This window comes from Nocardiopsis mwathae (genome assembly GCF_014201195.1).
In the GTDB taxonomy this organism is placed as follows: Bacteria; Actinomycetota; Actinomycetes; order Streptosporangiales; family Streptosporangiaceae; genus Nocardiopsis_C; species Nocardiopsis_C mwathae.
This window is the reverse complement of the sequence record NZ_JACHDS010000001.1, coordinates 1,342,239-1,362,542: the sequence shown is the minus strand read 5'-3', so window position 1 is coordinate 1,362,542 and position 20,304 is coordinate 1,342,239. Positions and strand designations below refer to the sequence as shown.

The 20,304-nt window shown below is 71.8% G+C and carries 14 protein-coding genes and 1 riboswitch; of the genes, 5 read left to right on the top strand and 9 right to left on the bottom strand.

What is annotated here, in order from left to right; all coding sequences use genetic code 11:
• Positions 1-155: 155 nt before the first annotated feature.
• Positions 156-3,440, bottom strand: coding sequence for a nitrate- and nitrite sensing domain-containing protein (locus HNR23_RS05465; protein WP_184074120.1), 3,285 nt, complete (start codon positions 3,438-3,440; stop codon positions 156-158).
• 604 nt (positions 3,441-4,044) lie between these two features.
• Here HNR23_RS05465 and HNR23_RS05460 point away from each other — a divergent pair.
• On the top strand, positions 4,045-5,289 hold the full coding sequence (locus tag HNR23_RS05460) for a D-alanyl-D-alanine carboxypeptidase family protein (protein WP_343070431.1): 1,245 nt from the start codon (positions 4,045-4,047) through the stop codon (positions 5,287-5,289).
• Positions 5,290-5,372: 83 nt separating this feature from the next.
• Here the strand turns inward: HNR23_RS05460 and HNR23_RS05455 are convergent, their stop codons facing one another.
• The 4 genes from HNR23_RS05455 to HNR23_RS05440 all read right to left on the bottom strand — a co-directional run bounded on the left by HNR23_RS05455 (position 5,373) and on the right by HNR23_RS05440 (position 8,808).
• Positions 5,373-6,050, bottom strand: a complete 678-nt coding sequence (locus tag HNR23_RS05455; protein WP_184074117.1) for a hypothetical protein — start codon at positions 6,048-6,050, stop codon at positions 5,373-5,375.
• Between the two features lie 207 nt (positions 6,051-6,257).
• Positions 6,258-7,103, bottom strand: a complete 846-nt coding sequence (locus tag HNR23_RS05450; RefSeq protein ID WP_184074115.1) for a MetQ/NlpA family ABC transporter substrate-binding protein — start codon at positions 7,101-7,103, stop codon at positions 6,258-6,260.
• 71 nt (positions 7,104-7,174) lie between these two features.
• Positions 7,175-7,858: a methionine ABC transporter permease gene (locus tag HNR23_RS05445; protein ID WP_184074113.1), complete on the bottom strand. Its 684-nt coding sequence runs from the start codon at positions 7,856-7,858 to the stop codon at positions 7,175-7,177.
• A complete protein-coding gene (locus HNR23_RS05440; RefSeq protein ID WP_343070741.1) occupies positions 7,855-8,808 on the bottom strand; it encodes a methionine ABC transporter ATP-binding protein in 954 nt (317 codons plus the stop codon). Before HNR23_RS05440 ends, HNR23_RS05445 begins: the two co-directional genes overlap by 4 nt.
• Before the next feature lie 783 nt (positions 8,809-9,591).
• Here HNR23_RS05440 and HNR23_RS05435 point away from each other — a divergent pair.
• Positions 9,592-10,605, top strand: coding sequence for a coiled-coil domain-containing protein (locus tag HNR23_RS05435; protein ID WP_394353746.1), 1,014 nt, complete (start codon positions 9,592-9,594; stop codon positions 10,603-10,605).
• Positions 10,606-10,624: 19 nt separating this feature from the next.
• Here the strand turns inward: HNR23_RS05435 and HNR23_RS05430 are convergent, their stop codons facing one another.
• Positions 10,625-10,792, bottom strand: coding sequence for a hypothetical protein (locus HNR23_RS05430; RefSeq protein ID WP_184074103.1), 168 nt, complete (start codon positions 10,790-10,792; stop codon positions 10,625-10,627).
• Between the two features lie 561 nt (positions 10,793-11,353).
• Between HNR23_RS05430 and HNR23_RS05425 the strand changes: the two genes are divergently transcribed.
• Positions 11,354-12,436, top strand: coding sequence for a DUF3558 domain-containing protein (locus tag HNR23_RS05425; protein WP_246421608.1), 1,083 nt, complete (start codon positions 11,354-11,356; stop codon positions 12,434-12,436).
• 126 nt (positions 12,437-12,562) lie between these two features.
• On the opposite strand, the gene metE is transcribed toward HNR23_RS05425, so the two are convergent.
• On the bottom strand, positions 12,563-14,845 hold the full coding sequence (gene metE, locus HNR23_RS05420) for a 5-methyltetrahydropteroyltriglutamate--homocysteine S-methyltransferase (protein WP_184074101.1): 2,283 nt from the start codon (positions 14,843-14,845) through the stop codon (positions 12,563-12,565).
• A gap of 198 nt (positions 14,846-15,043) precedes the next feature.
• Positions 15,044-15,229, bottom strand: a riboswitch (cobalamin riboswitch).
• A gap of 394 nt (positions 15,230-15,623) precedes the next feature.
• Here metE and HNR23_RS05415 point away from each other — a divergent pair.
• Both HNR23_RS05415 and HNR23_RS05410 read left to right on the top strand, forming a co-directional pair.
• Entirely contained in the window at positions 15,624-17,162 is a 1,539-nt protein-coding gene (locus HNR23_RS05415; protein WP_394353810.1) for a polysaccharide deacetylase family protein, read from the top strand.
• Positions 17,163-17,524: 362 nt separating this feature from the next.
• Positions 17,525-18,133, top strand: coding sequence for a DUF6461 domain-containing protein (locus tag HNR23_RS05410; protein WP_184074097.1), 609 nt, complete (start codon positions 17,525-17,527; stop codon positions 18,131-18,133).
• 103 nt (positions 18,134-18,236) lie between these two features.
• Here the strand turns inward: HNR23_RS05410 and HNR23_RS05405 are convergent, their stop codons facing one another.
• Positions 18,237-19,370 (bottom strand): quinone-dependent dihydroorotate dehydrogenase, encoded by a 1,134-nt coding sequence (locus tag HNR23_RS05405; RefSeq protein ID WP_184074095.1) that lies wholly within the window; start codon positions 19,368-19,370, stop codon positions 18,237-18,239.
• A gap of 3 nt (positions 19,371-19,373) precedes the next feature.
• Positions 19,374-20,297, bottom strand: a complete 924-nt coding sequence (locus HNR23_RS05400; protein ID WP_184074093.1) for a PAC2 family protein — start codon at positions 20,295-20,297, stop codon at positions 19,374-19,376.
• Between the last annotated feature and the right edge of the window lie 7 nt (positions 20,298-20,304).

Below are 20,304 nucleotides of genomic sequence, written 5' to 3'. Positions count from 1 at the left end.
TCGATAGTGACTTTATGGGGAACGTATGTCCTGGAAGTGCGGATGATGCTAATTCATGGCCCATCCGTGATCTTCGGCCACCCCGCGTCCCGGGCGCGCGGGCCCGGACTCGGCAGGCCGGTCGCTGACCGGCCGCGGTCGCACTGGACACGTGCTCACTTCTCCTCGTTCGGCTGTTCGCCGGTGCCCCGCTCGCGCCCTTCGCGGACACCCCGCTGCAGGCCTGAGAACCGGCTGCGGACCCGATCGGCGGACCTGGCGGGGATCTGCCGGACGTTCTCCGGTTGGGGAACCGTACCGGGCACAAGGTTTGCCTTGGGAACGCGTTTTGGCAACCCCGAGGACGTCAGACCGCCCGCGATCGGCTCGGCCGCGGAGCGCGCCGCCTTCCACCCGCGGTCCGCGTCGGAGCGCCACTCGTCCTCGGGCTGCGGCTCGGGCGCCGCCGACTCCCGTGTGCTCGGCTCGGGCGCGACCTGCGGCGTCGCCGCGGGTGCCGGTGCCGGGGCGCCGGTGCCCGCGGCCGCGCCCATGCGGGGCATGGGGCCGGTCTCCGGCTCGGCGGCCGTGGGGCCGCCACTGCGGCGGCGGAACCAGTTCGACTCGATCGCGTCGAAGATCGGCAGCGCCTCGCCGCCGTCCGGCGACGGCGGGACCACGGTGCTGTGGTTGGCTCCGGCGCTGCTGCCGTACCGGCGGGAGAGGTAGGCCGTGGAGCCGTAACCCTCGCGCGACTCGGGCTCGGCGACCGGGCGCGGCCCGGCCTGCTCGGCGGCGGCCCACGGGTCGACCACCGCCTCGGGCTCCCTGCGCCGGTCGTCGGCTCCGCCCGCCTCCGGGGAGGTCCCGGCCGGGGTCCACCCCGGGACCGGGGGCTCCGGCGCCGCAGCGGGCGGCTCGGCCGGCGTGGCCGCGTGCCGGGGGTCGGTGGTCTCGGCCGGGAACGCGCCGGTGGTTCCGGAGGCGTAGGGATCGCCGCCGAATACGTCGCCGCCGAAGGAGCCGCCGCCGGGCTGCCCCGGACGCTCCGGGGCCGGGCTCCGCGTCCCGAACGCCCCGGTGGTGGAGGAGTCGGCCGGCGGGGTGGTGGGCCACTCCGCGCGCGCCGGGGGCTCCGGTGCCGCCGGGGGGGTGCTCGGGGGCAGGGACGGCGACTCCGCCGGAGCCGGCGGTGCCGAGGGCGGGGTGTTCCATCCGGCGCCGCCCCACAGGTCCTCGCCGCTGGGCGGGTGCTCATCGGATCGGGCCGCCGCGCCGGGCTGGCGCTTGGGCAGCCCGGAGGGGGTGCCCTCTCCCCCGTCGCCGGTCTGCCAGACGTCGCCGGGCTCGGCCGGGGCCGGGTTCGCCGCGAAGGCCGCGGCGGCCTCGGCGTAGGTGTCGGGCACGGCCGGAAGTGCGCCGGGCTGGCCGGCCGGCTCGACCGGGGTGATCAGCAGGTCCGGCGGGAAGATCGCGGTGGCGGTGGTGCCGCCGTTGCGGGCCGGGCGCAGCCGCACCTGGATACCGTGGCGGGCGGCCAGGCGGCTGACGACGAAGAGGCCCATGCGGCGGGAGACGGCCACGTCGATGACGGGCGGCTGGGACAGGCGCTCGTTGATCTCGGCGAGCTCGTCGGGCTCCATGCCGATGCCGCTGTCGGTGACCTCGATCCGCACCGCGCCGTTGTCCGCGGCCTCCGCCTCCACGGAGACCTCGGAGTCGTTCGGCGAGAACGAGGTGGCGTTCTCCACCAGCTCGGCCACGAGGTGGATGACGTCGTTGACGGGGCGGCCGAGCACGGAGATGTGCGACGGCGCGCGGACGTTGACCCGCTCATACTGCTCGACCTCGGACGCGGCGGCGCGCAGCACGTCGACCAGCGGCACCGGCTGCGCCCACTTGCGGGTGTTGTCCTGGCCGGAGAGGACCAGCAGGTTCTCGTTGTTGCGGCGCATGCGGGTGGCCAGGTGGTCCAGGGCGAACAGGTCCGACAGCCGGTCGGAGTCCTGCTCGCTCTGCTCCAGGCCGTCGATCAGCCGCAGCTGCCGCTCGACCAGCGTCTGGCTGCGGCGGGAGAGGTTGACGAACATCGCGTTGACGTTGCTGCGCAGCGCCGCCTCGTCGGAGGCCAGGCGCAGGGCCACACGGTGGACCTCGTCGAAGGAGCGGGCGACCTCGCCGATCTCGTCCTCGGTGCCGACCTCGATGGGCTGGACCACGATCTCCTCGGGCGCGGAGCTGGTCTCCTGCATGCGGGTGATGGAGTCGGGCAGGTCCTCCTCGGCGATCCGCAGCGCGCCCTCGCGCAGCCGGCGCAGCGGCTGGACCAGCGAGCGGACCACCAGCGAGGTGATGACGAAGACGGCGCCGATGACCAGCAGGACGAGGAGCGACTCCAGGACGGCCCGCCACAGGGCGGTGGACCCCAGGTCGTTGGACTGGGAGCGCACCGAGGCCGCGAGCTTCTCCTCGACCTCCTGCATCTTGCCCAGGGTCGCGCCCGCGGCCTCCTCATAACTCCCGGCGTCGTCGTTGTCGGTGACGCCGGTGAGCTTCTGGTCGGTCTCCAGTCGCATCATGACGCGCAACCGGGTGGTCTCCATCCGGCTGACCTCAAGGCCCTTGAAGACGTCGTCGAACATCTGCCGCTGGCCGACGGTCGCCGCGCCGGTGAAGTTCTGGACCTCGTTGTCGTAGCGCGCCCGGCTGGAGGCGATGGCCTCCTGGACACCGCTGGACATCGAGCCGCGCATCAGCGAGTGGAGCATGAGCGCCGACTCGTAGGACAGGTGCTCGCGGGCGCGGCTGATCGCGGTGAGAGCGCGCACACTCTCCCGCAGGGAGGTGTCGTCGGTGGACTCGGCGATGGTCTGGTTGAAGTCGGTGAGGGAGTTGATCACCTGGCGGTACTTGGTGGCCGCGGGGAGCACGGTGATGCGGGAGTCCTGGACCTCCTGGCGCACGGTGCCGAGGCTGTCCAGGTTGCTCTGCACCTGTGAGAGGCGGTTGCGGGCCAGCTCGCTGCCGGGGTCGCCCAGCTCGTTGATCTGGTTCTCGACCTTCTGCTGGGCGTCCCGGGTCTCGTTGATCCGGTCCTGCAGGGCGCGGAGCAGCTGCTCGTCGCGCTTGTCGGGGTTGGGGTCGTCGGCGATGTAGACGGCGCTGGCGGCCCGCTCCTGGCCCAGCCGGTTGCCGAGTTCGGAAACGGCCTCACCCAGCGCGGCGGTGCGCTCGATGCGCTCGTGGGTGACCGTGTTCACGACGCTCTCGGAGATCCGCAGACCACCCAGCACCACGGCAACGGCGGTGGGGATGACGATCAGCGCGACGAGCCGGGAACGGACTCGCCAGTTGCGCGGCGTGAACCAGCGGCCGCGGCGCTTGGGCGCTGCGGCTGCGGCGTTTTCCGTCGGCTCCTCGGTAGGGGCGCCGGCTCCATGTTCTGTCGCTCGTGTCGACACGGACCCTCGCAACCTTTCGTGTCACCGCCTCGGGTGATGGGACGTGGACCTCATGAGTACTCGGGTCCGGCAACGTTCGGGAAAACCCTGAGTGACGCCGGGAAAGCCGCTGGGGCCTGCTGTCGCCGACGAAGGCGCGCGGAGGACTAGGGAGGCTCTTGACGCACCGGGACGCGCCTCATGAGGGGTGAGAGGCGTTGTGCTCCATAAACCACCAATGGTGCACGTGAGGTGGATAGCGTACCAATCCACGCAGAGACCTCGGATACCCCGATCCGCCGGTTCCGGCAATCGACTTGGGGTAGATCGTGCCAGATGACCGGATTATTCGCCCAACCGCGCCGATTCCGCAGGCCAGGGCGGCTGTGACACGGGTCCCCCAACGCCTCGATAACTTTTCGAACACGCCACCGACGTCCTGGGCGATAGGTCCGATCACCTGCCAATGTGACTACTGCACACGCATGTTTCGGGGGGAACGTCCGTGGATCAGTGGAAACGGTTATCACATCGTCCAGGTGCGCCCTGTCGGTCGGGGGCGACGCGTGCGGCCTGCTCAGCCGCCCTCAGCCTCTGCCTCGCCGCGCCGCTGACAGCCCTGGCCGTGTCCGGACCGACCGCGCTCGCCGACCCCGTCGGCGACGCCGCGACCGGCCAGAGCAGGTCCGGACCCGCCCTTGCGGCGGCCGCGGACGGCCCCGCCTCGGCCGCCGGGACCGACGCGGCCGACACCGTCGGCGGGCTCAAGGCGGAACTGGCCGCCGTCCGGTCACGCCTGGACGACCTGTACGACGACGCCGACCGCGCGATCCTGCGCTATCTCGACGAGGCCCGGCGCATGGACGAGGCCGAGCGGGCGGTACGTTCCGCCCGGCGCGCCGCCGAACGCGCGGCCCAGCGCCACGAGGACTCCCGGGCCGATGCGGTGCGGCACGCGAGCGCCGCCTACAAGGGTGCCGACCTGCACCCGGCCGCCGCCTGGTCGGAGCCGGGCGGCCCGCAGGAGGTGCTGGACCGCGCCGCCTACCTCAAGGTCTTGTCCGAACGGCGCGGGCATGTCCTCGACCGGGCCAACGCCGGCGGTGTCGCCGCCGACACCCTGCGGTCGATGGCCGACTCCGCCGTCGAGAAGCAGCAGGAGGCCACCGAGGCCGCAGCCGAGGCGAAGCGGGAGGCGTTCGACGCGGTCCGAGCCCAGGAGGAGGCGGTCTCCGGCGTGCTCGCCCGGCAGTCGGAGCTGGAGGCACGGCTGTCCCGCGCCGCGGGCGGCGCCTCGGGCGCGGAGCAGCGGCGGACCGGCGCCCTGGCGCGGGCCGAGCAGGCCGCCCGGAACGGCTCCGGCGACCCGGCGTCCTCCGGTTCCGGGGAGGGGGCCGCGGCGGCGCCGGCCACCCGACCGCAGAGCGCAGGGTCGCCGGATGGCGGTTCCGACCGGCTGTGCACCGGCGGCGACCTGGGCCAGTACGCGAACGGGAGGATTCCCCGCTCGGCGCTGTGCCCGCTTCCCCAGCCCGGCGAGATGCTCCGCGCCGACGCCGCGGCCGCGTTCATCGAGCTCGACCGGGCCTTTGCGAAGCGCTTCGGCCGCGCGATGTGCGTCACCGACTCCTACCGTCCCCTGGACGAGCAGGTCCGGTTGTTCCGCGAGATGGCCGCGGGCATGGCCGCGCGGCCGGGGACCAGCACGCACGGCCTGGGCATCGCGGTCGACCTGTGCGGCGGAGTCAACGAGCACGGATCGGCCGAGCACGGGTGGATGCTGGCCAACGCGCCACGCTACGGCTGGCACAACCCGCCGTGGGCCCGCAACGGCTTCGAGCCCTGGCACTGGGAGTTCTCCGCCCCCTGACGGAGCTCGTCCGCCGACCCGGGGGACATCGACCGCGTGCGCGGCGCGACCGGGGCGATGTCGCCGAGGCCGGCGACAGGGGGTCAGGCGCCGGAGCCGACGCGGATCTCGAACATGCCCAGTGGGCCGCCGTCGACGAAGAGCTCCTCACCGCGTTCGAGCGGCCGGGTCTCGGCCGTCAGGTCGGCCAGCACGGTGCCGACGCGGCCGCCGGTCCACTCCTCGGGGGCGCCGACAGCGGCGGTGGCCAGCACCTCCTCCCCCGCCGCCGCCCGCACCGCGAGGTCGGTGCCGGCGAACTCGTCGGGGGTCACGACCGCCGGGCCGAGCGTGAGGGCGGCCGGGGTGCGCTCCGGGGTGAGCCACAGACAGGCCAGGGTGGACCCGGCGTACCGCCCGTGGGCGTCGAACAGGGCTGCGGTGCCCACCGCGGCCGACAACGCCCCGGACGCGCCGGGCAGCAGCACGCCGTCGTCGGTGCCGCGCACCAGCTCCGGGGCGATGTCGGTCCACGTGTCACCCAGCCGGACGGGCACCGGGTGCCGCGGGCGGACGGGCGGACAGTGGCAGGCCTCGAAGTGCACGATGATCTCGACCGGGTCGGCGAGAGCCCGGTCGAAGGCGCCCCGCAGGGCCGCCCCTCCGGCGGCGAGCAGTTCAGGGACGCTCTCCTCTCCCGGGTAGCCGAAGACGCAGCCGTCGTCGATGGTGCCGGTGCGTTCGCTCCCGCCACTGGGCGAGAGGTAGGTGACCCAGCGCATTGCCGCCCTCTCCTCAGCGGCCCCCTCCTGCGGTGCCGCATCCGCGATCACGGTACCGGAGGTCGCCGCGGCACCGCGGCCGCGGTGCGGGGCCGTGCGCCGCGGCGTGGGAACGGGGCCCGACGCGGACGGGCGCCCGCGCGGAGATGCGCGGGCGCCCGTCGGGTGCGGGGGGACGGGAGGCGGAGGCGGGAAAGCCTCGCCGCGTCAGTCGGCGTCGACGGGGATGACGACGCCCTTCCACTGCTCCTCGATGAACGAGCGGACCTCGTCGCTGTGCAGCAGCTCGTCGAGCTTGGCGATGTCGGCGTCGTCGGCCCTGTCCGCGGCCACCACCAGGCCGTTGGCGTACGGGTTGTCCTCGGTCCGCTCCTGGGCCAGCACGTTGGCCTTCTCGGCGAGGTCGGCTTCCAGCGCGTAGTTGCCGTTGACGACGGCCGCGTCCACGTCGGACAGCGAGCGCGGCAGCTGCGCGGCCTCCACCGGGACGATCCGCAGGTCCCTGGGGTTGTCCTCGATGTCCTTCTCCGTGGCGGCGCTGCCGGCGCCGTCCTTGAGGGTGATCAGGTCGTTGTCGGCCAGCAGGTGCAGGGCGCGGCCCATGTTGGAGGCGTCGTTGGGCACGCCGATCTCGGCGCCGTCCTGCAGATCGTCGAGGCTGGTGACATCGTCGGAATCCGCGTAGAGACCGAACGCCTCCAGGTGCACAGGGTCCACCCAGGCCAGGTCGGCGCCCTTGTTTCCGGCGAGGTACTCGTCCAGGAACGGCTTGGTCTGGAAGTAGTTGGCGTCGATGTCGCCCTGCGTCAGCGCCGCGTTGGGCTGGTTGTAGTCGGTGAACTCGGTGATGTCGATGTTCAGCCCGGCGTCGGCGGCGAGGTTCTCCTGCACGTACTCCAGGATCTCGGCGTGCGGGACCGGTGAGGCGCCGACCTTGATCGTGGTCAGGCCGTCGGCGTCGCCGCTTCCCGCCGCCTGCTCGCTGGGGCTGCCGCACGCGGCGAGCGTGGTGGCCAGGGCCGTGATGCCGATGATTCCCCAGGTTCTGCGCACGGTCGTGCTCCTTGCTGTGTGTGGTGCGGTCGGACGTTCGGGTCGGGGCGGGCCGCGGGGAAGCGCGGGCCTCAGCGGTGGGAGAGCCGCCGGATCAGCAGGTCGCCGAGGCTCTGTGCGGCTTGGACGACGATGACCAGGAGGATCACCGTGGCCCACAGGTAGTAGTCGTCGAAGCGCTGGTAGCCCTCGCGGATGGCGATGTCGCCGAGACCGCCGCCGCCGATGGCCCCGGCCATGGCCGAGTACGAGATGAGCGTGACGATGGTCATGACCAGCGCGGCGATGAGGCCGGGCAGGGCCTCGGGCAGCAGCACCTTGCCGACGATGCCGAGCTTGCGGGTACCCATCGCGTGGGCCGCCTCGATGACCCCGCGGTCGACCTCGCGCAGCGCGGACTCGACGAGGCGGGCGAAGAACGGGACGGCCCCGATGCTCAGCGGGACGATCGCGGCGGTCGGGCCGATGGTGCTGCCGGTCAGCAGCCGGGTCAGCGAGAGCACGGCCACCATGAGCACGATGAAGGGCAGCGACCGCCCGATGTTCACGGCGGCGCTGAGGACCGACCGGAGTACCGGTGCGGGGGTGAGTCCGCCGCGGTCGGTGGTGACCAGCAGCACGCCCAAGGGCAGCCCGACGAGGACGCTGAAGACGGTGGCCCACAGGACCATGTAGAGGGTGTCGAGGGTGCCCAGCCACAGGACCGGCCACATCTCGGGGAGCCGTTCGGCGAATTCGGTCGACCAGGTCATCATGCCGCCACCTCCACGAGCAGGCCCTTATCGCCCAGGTAGTCGAGTGCGGCGTCCCGGTTGGCGCCCCGGATCTGCACGTTGAGCCGGCCCACGGACTGGCCGGACACCGTCTCCACCGCACCGCCCAGGACGTTGACGTCGACGTCGAACTTGCGGGTGAGCTCCGACATCAGCGGCTCGTCGTAGGAGCGCGGGTAGGTGAGGGCGACCACGTCGGGGGCGTCGGTGGGCGGAAGCGGGAACAGCGAGCGGGCCAGCAGCGAGCCCGGTGTTCCGATGAGGTCGAGAACACGGCCCGACTCGCGGACCGCTCCGGACTCCATGATGGCGGCGGAGTCGCAGATCCGCTTGATCACGTCCATCTCGTGGGTGATCAGCAGGATGGTGAGGCCGAGTTCGCGGTTGAGCTCGCGGAGGAGTTCCAGGATGGACTCGGTGGTGGCGGGGTCGAGGGCGGAGGTGGCCTCGTCGCTCAGCAGTACCTTGGGCTCGGAGGCGAGCGCGCGGGCGATGCCCACGCGCTGCTTCTGCCCGCCGGAGAGCTGGGCGGGGTAGGCGCGCGCCTTGTCGGCGAGTCCGACCAGGTCCAGGAGTTCCATGACGCGGCTGCGGCGCGCGGTCCGCCCCACCCCGGCGACCTCCAGCGGGAAGGCGACGTTGCCGGCGACGGTGCGGGAGGACAGCAGGGCGAAGTGCTGGTGCACCATGCCGATGCCGCGCCGTGCCGCGCGCAGCCGGGCGGGGGCCATCGCCGTGAGGTCCTCGCCGTCGACGCGCACGCTGCCCTCGGTGGGGCGCTCCAGCAGGTTGACGCAGCGGAGCAGGGTGCTCTTGCCGGCGCCGCTCTGCCCCACCACGCCGTAGACCTCGCCCTGGCGGACGTGCAGATCGACGTTGTCGAGCGCGAGCACCTCGCGGTCTTTCAACCGGTAGACCTTGCGCAGGCCCACAGCTTCTATCACTGGTTTCCTCGTGGGTCGTGTGGGGTGTCCCGCGGTGCCCGGCGGTGGCCGGGGCGTGCGGTGGTGCCGGGCCGATCCGGTGGGGTCCGCCCGTTTCGGAGTGTGGGGAGCGGACGCCCGTGCGCGGACCGGGCGGGTGGACCACCATGCCGGCCGGGACCGACCCGCGCGTCCGAGCCCGGGGACGGGCCGCGCGGAGTCGGAGAAGCGCCGGAGTACGGCGCGCGGACGCCTGAGAGTGAACGGTCAGCGGCACATGCGACAGAGGCCGCCGGTGGCGCGGTGCTCCATGGAGCAGCGCCGGCGTCCGCCGCGCGTCATGGCGCGGGAGGTCACGTTGCCGCGATCGCGTGAGTTCACGCCCCCTACGAAACCATACCGACGTGGTGTGAAATAGGCTGTTTCGTTCTCATGCTGGGTAACGTTCGCCACAGTTCTCGCCTCCTGTAGCCGAATTCCCCTGTTCCCAGGGGGTTTCTGCACCGGTCTCGGCGAGCGTCCCGCACGCGTACACCTCCCTTGCTTAGACTCAAACAGCGCCCCAAGCACGGACAATCGATTGGCAAACGCGCGGAACTCGCTTAATGTGCCTGAGGCGTGACACCGGGCTCCGCGGAGAGGGAGGAGCGACCCTCGCCGCCGAGTCCCGGTCGCACTGCGGACCGCGGCCCCGGTCCCGGCCCCATGCGAGAGCCGACGCGCAGTGGCGGGTGGAAGGCGCCCGCCTCCCTATCCCGCTCGTGCGTCGGCCTGAACCGAGGAGCGATCCACGTGGAGCCCGACCGACCATTCGGACCGGACGACTTCCCCGATTTCTGGGCCCCCGACCCCCGTGTCGGGCCGGCCCTCCTGCCAGCGGCGGCCCGGCGCCGCCTGCGCCTCTCCCTGCCCGCCCTCGCCCTCGCCGGCACGCTCGGCCTGGCCCCGATGGCGCCGAGCGCGTCGGCGGCGCCCGCCGAGGAGAGCCTGAGCTCCCTGCAGGAGCGCGCCGAGGCGCTGGGCGAGGAGTACGGCGGCCACCTCATCGATATGGAGGGGGTCATCGAGGAGGCGGAGCGCGCCGAGAAGCGGGCGGAGGGGACCAAGGAGGAGGTCGGCACCGCCCAGGCCCAGGTCCGCCAGCTGGCGGTGGCCAGCTACACCCAGGGCGGCGTCGACCCCGCCTTCTCGCTGTTCGTCGACGATGACCCGCAGCGGGTCATCGACCAGGCCTCACTGGTCGGGCACCTGTCCAGCAGCCAGCGCGACAAGATCGAGCGGCTGGAACGGGCCATCGACCGCGACCGGAAGGCCAAGGAGAACGCCGAGGGCAAGGCCGCCAAGGTCCAGGAGGACCTGGACGAGCTGGAGGAGCGCCGCGAGAAGGTGCAGGAGCTCATCGCCAAGCATCCCGTCCAGGAGATGGGGCCGCCGGACAACCTCACCCCGCGCACCCGGCAGATGAAGGAAGTCATCATCGAGAAGTTCGGTGAGGGCAGGGCGCAGGGCGGCGTGGGCTGCTACCGGCCGGACGGCGGCTGGGTCGTCGGTGAGCACCCCAAGGGCCGGGCGTGCGACTTCATGGTGAACAACGAGGGCCGGATGCCCACGCAGGAGAACATCGACCGCGGCTACGAGATCTCGAAGTTCGCCCAGGACAACGCCGAGCGGCTGGGCATCATGTACATCATCTACCGGCAGAAGATCTGGGACGTCCGGCGCGCGGGCGAGGGCTGGCGCGACATGGCCGACCGGGGCAGTATCACCGAGAACCACTTCGACCACGTGCACATCTCGATGTTCTGAGCGGGCGCGCCCCGCCGCCTCACCCCCCGGTGACCAGGGGTGCGTAGAGCACGGTCATACACCCTCCCATGAGGGCCAGCGCGGCACCGATGGCGAGGATGAACACGGCCCAGGCGACGAAGCCGTGGCGGGGACGGTGGTCGGGACGCTGCGGGGAGGACGACGACACCTCTGCTGCCCTTCTCATCACTGGCCCGCCCTGGGCGGACGCCGCGGATAACCGGGGACACCCACCGTATCCCCCGGCCCGCGGCGGCGCGCCGGGGTCGGGGGAACCGGCGGCCGGGGCGGTTGCGATCCGACAACGATCCCGCCGGATTCGTCCCGTTTTCCCAGTAGAGTCGCCACCCTTGACCCCGCGGGCGGCGAATCCATCGCTCCGCGGCGGCGCACAGAACCCCACAACCGGTCCCGATCCCCACATTCCCGCCACAAAACAGTGACGATCCATGACGTTCCCCCGGGACCCCGGAACCTCGGACGATTCCGGAAGCTAGGATTGCCGAGTCCTGCCCCCTGACGCACACGCGGCCACCCGCCGGGTGCGAAGGGTAGGCGGCGAGCCATCGCTTCCGCCCGGAGTCGAGCCGTGGCCACGGACGGGTGCGTCCCATCCTGTGTGCTGCGCGCCGCACGCGGATCAGCGATACGGATCCACCGGTCATCCCGACCATTCACGATGGAACCGGCAACGCGCCGACGCGCGTCTGACGGACAGTTCACATACGCAGCTGGCGCGAGGGGAGTCATGAGCGACAACGGACCCTATCCACAGCCTCCGCAATTCCCGCAGGATGGCGAAGGCGGCTCCGGGGGGCAGCCGCCGTACGGCGGGCCCTATGGGCAGCCCGGGCCCGAGCAGGGTGGCCCCCACCCCGGCCAGCAGTACGCGAGCGGCCCCTACCAGGCGCCCTACGGCGGCCAGAACCCCGGCGGACAGCCGGGCTACCCCTACGGTGCGGCCCAGCAAGGGGGGCCGCAGCCGGGGGGACCCGGGTACCAGCCGCCGCACGACCAGAACATGTACGCCCCTCCGCCGGGGCAGCCGCCCTACGGCGGCCCGGGCATGCCCGGCGGGCCGGGCGACTACCCGCCGCCGCAGAAGAAGAGCAGCGCCGGCATGTGGGTGGTCATCGGCGGCGGCGCGGTCATCCTGATCCTGGTGATCGCCGTGTTCATCGTGGTGCTGCGACCCAGCGGCGACACCTCGGCCGCCGCACCCCAGCAGGCCGAGCAGAGCGAGGCCGACAAGCCCGACGCGGACGCGGACTCCGACGGCGGCGACGAGCCCAAGGCCGACAAGGGCGAGCCGCCCTACGACCTGCCTGAGGACGCCTGCCAGACCTACACCGAGGACAAGCTCAGCGAGTACGCCATCTCGGACGGCAGCAAGAACCTCAGCGACAACCGCTCCAGCTGCCGCTGGCGGGTGGACGGCGAGGGCGACACCTGGGGCTCGTTCTCCCTGGAGTACAAGACCCCCTACGCCGGCTCCGACTCGGTCGAGGGCGCCAAGGACGACTTCAAGTCGGCCGTCAAGTTCGTCACCGACGAGAACAACCGCTACACCGAGCGCGAGGTCCACGAGGAGCAGGACGTCAAGCTCGGCGACGAGGCCAAGCTGGTCTTCTCCACGGAGAAGCTGACCAACTCCAACTACTCGGTGGCCACCCTGCTGGTCCGCGAGGGCAACATCAACACCGAGGTCAAGTTCCAGATGTCGCCCGGCCTGGGCGCCGATGAGAGCGTCCCGGCCCCGCTGAAGTTCTCCGACGTGGAGGACATGATGCTGGACCTGGGCAAGCAGTCGCTGACCCCGATCGGCGCCTAGCCGCCGGTCCCGTCCGCGTGAGGAGGGGGTGTGCCGGCGGTCTCCGCCCGCACACCCCCCCTTTTCGTTTCCCTACGTTTTCGTTTCCCTACGTTTCCCTACGTTGCTCCGCCTGGTGCCGCCGGGTCAGCCGACGAGGTCGGCGCGAACGCGGCGGGCCGCCTCCACCATGTTGCGCAGCGCCGGTTCGACCTCCTCGTAGCGCCGCGTCTTCAGCCCGCAGTCCGGGTTGACCCACAGCCGCCGCGGGTCGACGGCCCGCAGCGCGTCGCGCAGCGCCGACTCGATCTCGTCGGCGGTGGGCACCCGCGGCGAGTGGATGTCGTAGACGCCGGGACCGATGCCGCGTTCGTACCCGGCCTCGGCGAGGTCGTCCACGAGCTCCATGTGCGAGCGGGCCGCCTCGACGCTGGTGACATCGGCGTCCAGCTGTTCGATGGCGCCCACGATCCGGCCGAACTCCGAGTAGCACATGTGGGTGTGGATGCGGGTGCTGTCGCCCACCCCCGAGGTCGCCAGCCGGAACGAGCCGATCGCCCAGGCCAGGTAGTCGGCGTGCCGTTCGGCGCGCAGCGGCAGCAGCTCCCGCAGCGCGGCCTCGTCGACCTGGATGTGCCGGATCCCGGCGCGCTCCAGGTCCGACACCTCGTCTCGCAGTGCCAGCGCCACCTGCCGCGCGGTGTCCCCAAGCGGCTGGTCGTCGCGGACGAACGACCAGGCGAGCATGGTGACCGGTCCGGTGAGCATGCCCTTGACGGGCTTGTCGGTGCGCGACTGGGCGTAGGTGATCCAGTCGACGGTCATCGCCTCGGGCCGGGAGACGTCGCCGTAGAGGATCGGCGGGCGCACGCACCGCGAACCGTAGGACTGCACCCACCCCTTCTGGGTGGTGACGAAGCCGTCGAGGCGCTCGGCGAAGTACTGCACCATGTCGTTGCGCTCGGGTTCGCCGTGCACGAGGATGTCCAGGCCGATGTCCTCCTGCAGCTTGATGACCCGGTCGATCTCGGCGCGCATCCGCCGGGTGTACTCCGCGTCGTCGATGCGCCCGGCGCGGTGGTCGGCCCGCGCCTTTCGCACATCAGGGGTCTGCGGGAACGAACCGATGGTGGTGGTCTGCAGCGGCGGCTCGTCGGCCTGGGCCGCACCGCGGCGGTCGTGGCCGTTGCGGACGGCGCTGTCGCCCAGTGCGTCCAGGCGGGCACGCACCCGGGGGTTGACGAACGCCGCTGTGTCCGGTGCCGAGGTGCGCGCCCGTTCCAGCTCGGCGGCGATGCCCCCGTCTCCGGCCGAGAGCGCCCGGCCGAGCAGCACGACCTCGTCCACCTTCTGCCGGGCGAAGGCCAGGCGCTCGCGGATCACCGGGTCCAGGTCGGTCTCGGCGTCCAGGTCGATGGGGACGTGCAGCAGGGAGCAGGAGGTGCCGACGACGACGCGGTCGGCCAGGCCCAGCAGCGAGCCCAGGGTGGACAGCGCCTTGGGGAGGTCGGCGCGCCAGACGTTGCGCCCGTCGACGACGCCGGCCACCAGGGTCTTGCCGCCCAGACCGGAGACGGCGGCGACCTCGTCCACCGACTCCGGGCCGGCGACCAGGTCCAGGCCGATACGCTCCACGCCGGTGCGCTTGAGGACGTCGAGCGCAGCGGTTCCGATGGACCCGAAGTAGGTGGCGACGAAGAGCTCCGGACGGTCGGTGAGCTCACCGAGCCGGGTGTAGGCCCGCTCCAGCGCGACGGGTTCGGCGCGGCCGTCGTCGGTCGCCAGGATCGGCTCGTCCAGCTGCACCTGGTGCGCTCCTGCGGCGGCCAGGCGGGCGAGGAGTTCGGCGTAGCAGCCCAGCAGGTCGTCGAGCAGGTCCAGCGGCCGCCAGCCCTCCGGAGCGTCGGCGGCGGGCTTGGCCAGCATCAGGAAGGTGAGCGGGCCGACGATGACCGGATGCGTCCGGATGCCCAGCCCCTTGGCCTGGGTGAACTCCGAGAGTGGTTTGGCGGGGTCGGCCAGGCGCGGCCGCCGGCCGGGGGCGAGTTCGGGGACCAGGTAGTGGTAGTTCGTGTCGAACCACTTGGTCATCTCCAGGGGGGCGACGTCGTCGGCGCCCCGGGCCATGGCGAAGTAGCGCCGCAGCTCGGCCTCGCGGCCCTCCCCGGCGAAGGCCGGGGTGCGGAACCGCTCGGGCACGAGGTCGAAGAGGACCGCGGTGTCGAGCATGTGGTCGTAGTAGGAGAAGGTGTTGGCGGGGATCTCCGCCACCCCGGCGTCGCGCAGCGTCTCCCAGACGCCGCGGCGCAGTCGGGCGGCGACGGCGTCCAGTTCGGAGACGGTGGTGCGTCCCCTCCAGTAGGCCTCACTCGCGCGCTTGAGCTCGCGGTCCGGGCCGATGCGGGGGTAGCCGAGCACGGTCGTCGTCATCGGACACCACCGCCGCGGAACGGGGTTCGGATAGTCATCTGGCTCTGTCTCTCCCTCGTCGAACAGCCGTCGGCGGTCCGGCCGTACCGTTCGGGGGAGCAGCGCGGGAGCACGGGTGCACGCGTGGCGCCCGCCGCCCTCGGCCCTCCCTCGGGGCACGTGGACCTACCGCGGACGCGGGCGCGTCCGCGGGCGGAGGGCAGGTATTCGGACTCGTGGGCATGCGCACCGGATGTCCGGTACGCGACCTACCGGCCGCCGCTTCCCAGGCGTTTCGGCCCAGTGCTGTTGACGGCTGTCGTTCCCACTCACCGCTGCGGGGCAGTCCCGGATTCGCACCGGGTTCCCTCTTACGACACGCCCGGCGGATGCCATGCGTGTACCGACCGCGGCTGCCAGTATAGGGACGCGCCCGCGGGCGCTTGAGTCCGACATGCCACCATCCGCCCGAATCATCCCTCTTGCTGGGGTTTTGCGTTCCGGTCAGCGGGTGTTGACGCTCTTATTGCCTGTCAGCACAGCGGGCGGCCCCTCTGCCGTTCTAAGCTCGTTGCGTGGGCCCGGTTCCACCTCCGGAACTCCCCCAGGCGAAGGCGATCCGGACCCCTGCTCGACCGAGATTTCGGGTCTGAAGAACTCCCCAAAAATGCGAAAGACGTTCCTTCCCTTGCAGACAGATCCAGGCGGCTCCCACACGCCGTTCACCACGCCCCATTCGCCCGCGCCGACCGCGGCCGGTCGGCGCACCCCACGCCTGCCTCGGGTCTTCGCCCCGCTCGTGGTCGCACTCGCGACCGCCCTGGCGCTCGGCGCCTGTACCTCGCCCGATGCCGAACGACGGTCGGATCAGCCCGAGCGCGCCAAGGCCACCGGTGAGGCCGACGAGCTCACCGTCGTCGATCTCGACAACGTCCCGGACGTCACCGAGGAGAAGAAGGAGACCGAGGAGAACGGTGTCACGGCGTCGCTGAGCTACCCCAAGGTCCCCAACGCCGACCCGCTCGCCAAGCGGCTCGACGAGATCACCGACCGGGAGCGGGACGACTTCCTCGGGGCCGTCCCCAAGGCCGAGTCCATCAAGATCGGGTGGAACCTGAGCGTCGCCGGCGACGACGTCATGGCCGTGCGGCTGACCCAGGACGAGAAGGACGACGAGGGCGAGCGCACCGCCTGGGCCACCTACTGGTACGACACGGCGACCGGGACCACCGCCTACTCCACCGAACTGCTGGCAGGGCAGCAGGAGCTGGAGACCCTGGACGGGCTGGTGAAGAAGGCCCTGAAGGAGAACGACGGCGACAAGGTGGACACCTCCCACCTCTACCCGATCCTGCGCTCCTATGACTCGATGGGCTTCAACCCCGATGGGGACCTCGTCGTGGAGTTCGACGAGGGCCAGGTCGCTCCGGTGAAGTCCGGCCGGGTCTCGGCGGTCGTCGCGAAGGCGGACGTCGAGCCGCTGCTGTCGGACTTCGGGAGGAAGGCGCAGACCGCGGCCGTCGTCGTCACCCCCGACTACCGGATCGAGGAGGAGCCGGCGGCCCCCAAGGACGGGTCGAAGGCGGGGGTCCCGGGAGTGTTCGCGACGCGAGACGATGATGTCGACTGCTCCGACCCGGAATCCAAGTGCATCGCACTGACGTTCGACGACGGTCCGGGCGAGCGCACCCCCGAACTTCTCGACACCCTGGCGAAGTACGACGCCAAGGCCACCTTCTTCCTCACCGGCGGGCCGGTGCGGGAGCACGCGGCCACCGTGCGGCGCGAGTACGCCGAGGGGCACGAGCTCGCCAACCACACCGTGCACCACCCCGACCTCACCCGGCAGGCCGAGGTGCGAATCCGCGCGGAGCTGAGCACCGTCAACGACCTGGTCCGGCGCGAGACCGGGTTCGACCTGGAGCTGATGCGGCCGCCGTACGGTGCGACCGACGACAAGGTCGCCAAGATCGCCAAGGAGCAGGGGCTCGCGGAGATCATCTGGAGCGTCGACACCAACGACTGGAAGGACCGCGACTCCTCCGTCGTGGCCAAGCGCGCGGTCAAGGGTGCGAAGCCGGGGTCGATCATCCTGATGCACGACATCCACGGCACGACCATCGACGCCGTCCCCTCCATCCTCAAGCAGCTGGATGAGAAGGGGTACCGGATGGTCACGGTGTCCCAGCTGCTCGGCGACACCGAGCCGGGCGAGTCCTACTTCAACGGCCACCCCGAGGAGAAGAAGGACGACACGGACGGCAAGGACGACGGTACATCCGCTTCGTCGGATGAGAAGTCGGACAAGAAGGACGACAAGAAGGACGACAAGGACTGACCGGGGCGCTACCGTCGCCCCCCGACGCGGCGCGCCCCGCGAACGGCCGGTGCGCGCCGCGTCTCATGGGAAACACGTGTCCCCCGGTACCGGCCACCCGCTACCCGGGCGTAGTGTGGTAGGCCGTGGACGTCGGCCGACAGCGTGGCGCTACCGCCACGGCATTCCGACGGCGGCCCGATAGCCTCCGCGGTTTCGGCGCGGGAGGTACCCGTCGCCGTCATCTCCCAATCCCACAGCGGTGTCCTGAAGTGGCCCGCTTAACCCCCCTCACCCGGGGAAAGCGTCAATTGGGCGCACTTCCCCTTCAAGGCGGGAGATCCCCGCTTGAAAAGGCCCAAGAACGCAGAAGGGAAAGGCCGATGGCCGTCGCGTGTCCAGGTGACTACGCCTGGCTGCGAGAGACGCAGCCGGATCTGGCCGAGGCGTACTGCCTCTCCTATGTCCGGGGACTGACCAAGGCCGAGGCGCTGGGGCGGCTCGGCGTGGCGGAGCGGCGCCTGCGCTGCCTACCGATCGCCGAGGCCGTCGAGGCCGGACTGAGCGCCGAGGGGACCCCTCCGCTCACGGTGCACGCCCTGTCCGTCCAGGGGTGGACGGTCATCGTGGAGCCCACCGGGTGCCGCGCCACCCGGCCCGAGTGCTACCGGCAGCTGTCCGCCGAGACCGAGCTGGTGTCGGTACGCGTCCTGATCGATCAGGTCTGCGAGTTCCGCTGGGTCGTCGACGGCGTGCTGCAGACCTTCTTCGACGCCGCCACCCCGTCGGTCCGCCGGGGCACCCGCCCCGACGCGCTGGCCGACCAGATGCAGGCGGTCGGGCTGACCGACGACGCCGAACCGGCCGACCCGGGGGCCGCCCTGCTGGCGCTCGCCGACCGCGTCACCGGTGTCCGGCTCCGTCCCGAATACCTGGACGGTCCGCTGCTCGGCGCCGAACTCGACGCCCCCGCACCGCTCACCCGGGCCTGACCCACCCCGGACGCCTTGCCCGGCCACGAACGAGGGCGCCCCGACCGGAACTCCACTCCCGTGCGGGGCGCCCTCGCCGCTCGGACCGGCCGGGGCCTGAGCGTCAGCCGTACACGTCGTCGTCGGTGATACCGGCGTCCACCCCCACCGCGTCGGCGACCGAGGCGTACCCGGCGGCACGGGCGAGCCGCGCCAGGCCCTTGTGGATCCTGCGCGGCCACAGCGGGCCGCCGTAGATGAGGCCGGTGTAGCCCTGGACCAGGGTGGCCCCGGCGCGGATCCGCTCCCAGGCGTCCTGAGGGGTCTCGATCCCGCCCACGCTGATGAGGACCAGGCGGTCGCCCACGCGGGCTCGCAGCCGCTTCAGCACCTCCAGGGAGCGCCACTTCAGCGGCGCACCGGACAGGCCGCCGGCACCGGCCGCCTCCACCTGCCCGGGATCGGTGCGCAGGCCCTCACGGAAGATGGTGGTGTTGGTCGCGATGATGCCGTCGAGCCCCAGGTCCAGCGCGAGGTCGGCGACGGCGTCGATGTCCTCGTCGGCGAGGTCGGGCGCGATCTTGACCAGCAGCGGCAGCGCCCGGTGGCCTTCGGCGTCCAGTGTGGCGCGCACCTCGGTGAGCAGTGGGCGAAGCCGCTCCACGGTCTGCAGGTCGCGCAGGCCCGGGGTGTTCGGGGAGCTGACGTTGACGACCATGTAGTCGGCGAAGTCGGCGAGCCGCCGCGCGCTGGTGGTGTAGTCCTCCACGGCCTCGGACTCCGGCACGACCTTGGTCTTGCCGATGTTGATGCCGACGACGGGCTCCGGGCGCACGCCCCTCCCCCGGCTCCGCTCCCGCAGCCGGTCGGCGACGACGACCGACCCCTGGTTGTTGAAGCCCATCCGGTTCACGATGGCGCGGTCCTCGACCAGCCGGAACAGCCGCGGGGCCGGGTTCCCGGGCTGCGGGTGCGCGGTCACCGTGCCGACCTCGACGTGCCCGAAGCCGAGCGCGGTGAGCCCGTCGATACCCTCGGCGTTCTTGTCGAACCCGGCGGCCAGCCCCAGCGGGCCGGGGAACTCGCGGCCGAGCGCGGTCACGGCCAGCTCCGGGTCACGCGGGCCGAGCACCCTGCGCATGGCGTCGGCGGCGCCCGGGACGGCGGCGACGCCGCGCAGCGCGGCGAAGCTCAGCCGGTGGACGGCCTCGGCGTCGGTGTGCCGCAGCACGGCGTGAAAGAGCATCTGGTACAGCAAGGGTCAACCTTCCGAGCCACGCTCGCGCTCGGCGAGGTAGCGTTCGAGTTCCGCGCCGAGTTCGTCGGCCGTGGGCAGGGCGGATTCGTCACCGGCCAGCAGGGCGTCGCTGCGCTCGTCGGAGGCCTGGCGCGCCGTCATGATGTCGTCGTACTGGCGCTCCAGGTTGCTCACCACGCGCTGGACCTCCTCGGAGGCGGCCACCTGCTCCTCGATCTCGGCGTCGGTGCCGTCGGCGCTCTCCTCCAGGCTGCGCACGGGCAGCGCCAGGCCGGTGGCACCGGCCACGTAGCCGAGGGCGGCGATCGCGGCGCGCGGGTACTCCGACTGGGCCAGGTAGCTGGGCACGTGGACGCCGAAGCCGATCACGTCATGACCGGCCTCGCCGAGCCGGTACTCCAGGAGGGCGACGGCGCTGGAGGGCACCTCGACCCGGCCGATCCAGGGGGTGTGCGCGGCCACCAGCTCGGGGCGGGTGGCGTGCGCGGTGACGGTGGCCGGGCGGGTGTGCGGCACCGCCATGGGGATGCCGTGCATGCCCACGGTCAAGCTCACCTGGAAGTGGTCGACGAGGCTGCGCACCGCGGCGGTGAAGGCCTCCCATTCGCGGTCCGGCTCCAGGCCGTGGAGCAGGAGGAAGGGCGTGCCCTCGTCGTCGTGCATGAGGTAGAGGTCGAGTTTGGGCTCGGCGTAGTCGGTGTAGGCGTTCTCGACGAAGGTCATCTGCGGGCGCCGGGATCGGTAGTCCAGCAGCCGGTCGATGTCGAAGGTCGCGACGACCTCGGCGGAGTACGCGTCGAAGAGCGCGCTCACGGCCTGCTTTCCGGTCGACCCCGCGTCCACGAACCCGTCGAGGACGACGAGCATGACGGCTCCGCGGATGTCGAAGCCGGGACGCAGCTCGTAGAGGTCAGCGTGGTCACGCACGTGGGCA

Coding starts and splice junctions, on each gene's coding strand:
- HNR23_RS05455 (WP_184074117.1), bottom strand. CDS start 6,050: ATGCGCTGGGTCACCTACCTCTCGCCCAGTGGCGGGAGCGAACGCACC.
- HNR23_RS05445 (WP_184074113.1), bottom strand. CDS start 7,858: ATGATGACCTGGTCGACCGAATTCGCCGAACGGCTCCCCGAGATGTGG.
- HNR23_RS05430 (WP_184074103.1), bottom strand. CDS start 10,792: ATGAGAAGGGCAGCAGAGGTGTCGTCGTCCTCCCCGCAGCGTCCCGAC.
- HNR23_RS05425 (WP_246421608.1), top strand. CDS start 11,354: ATGAGCGACAACGGACCCTATCCACAGCCTCCGCAATTCCCGCAGGAT.
- metE (WP_184074101.1), bottom strand. CDS start 14,845: ATGACGACGACCGTGCTCGGCTACCCCCGCATCGGCCCGGACCGCGAG.
- HNR23_RS05410 (WP_184074097.1), top strand. CDS start 17,525: ATGGCCGTCGCGTGTCCAGGTGACTACGCCTGGCTGCGAGAGACGCAG.